This window comes from Alkalibacterium sp. m-11 (genome assembly GCF_054658155.1).
The window spans coordinates 1-609 of the sequence record NZ_BAAGIR010000333.1; the positions used below are offsets into that span (position 1 = coordinate 1).

The window sequence follows — 609 nt, forward strand, 5'->3', positions numbered from 1 at the left end:
TCTGTGAATACTCCCAGTCTATCGTTGCAGTATGGCTGTAAAGTTGGTAGCTGGCATTGTAATTAGCGCGTGTGCGGATGTTATCTCGAACCTTGTTCAGTTCTTCCTGCACGTATTTCAGGGATACTTTTGTGGCCATCAAAAATTTCAAATGATTTTGGTACAAGGCATCGATATTTTCCTTGCTGTAAAACCCTCGGTCCATTACGAGTTTGACCTTGCTAAAACCAAGATTGCCTAGATCGGCAAGCAAGTGCTTCACTGTTTTGACATCGCTTATATTGCCTGCTAACTTGCGGTAGTAAAACGGTAAGCCAGATTCTTCACCAAACAACAAAGCAAGATTGATCTGCGCAAGCGGATCGTGGTCCTTGTTGATACCGTATTTGACTTGCTTAAGAGACTCTGAATAGGAGGAAACACTGGTAGTATCATAAGCCCAATATTCATTCTCCGTCCGTCGCTTAGCCTGCAGGCTGAAAAAACGATTTTTAGCTTCTTCCGTAACCGAGGCAAACAGATCGCTGCTTCTTTGCGAGGGAATACAGCTGCCGTAAGGATGGGAATGGGTGCGATCCCACTTTGGAAAACGAAGCATCGTATTGCGAT

The 609-nt window shown here is 44.5% G+C and carries 1 protein-coding gene; it reads right to left on the reverse strand.

The features are described from left to right. The coding region (locus ACYQ2O_RS12675) for an IS1634 family transposase (RefSeq protein ID WP_459796765.1) at positions 1–609 on the reverse strand (609 nt) is incomplete at both ends.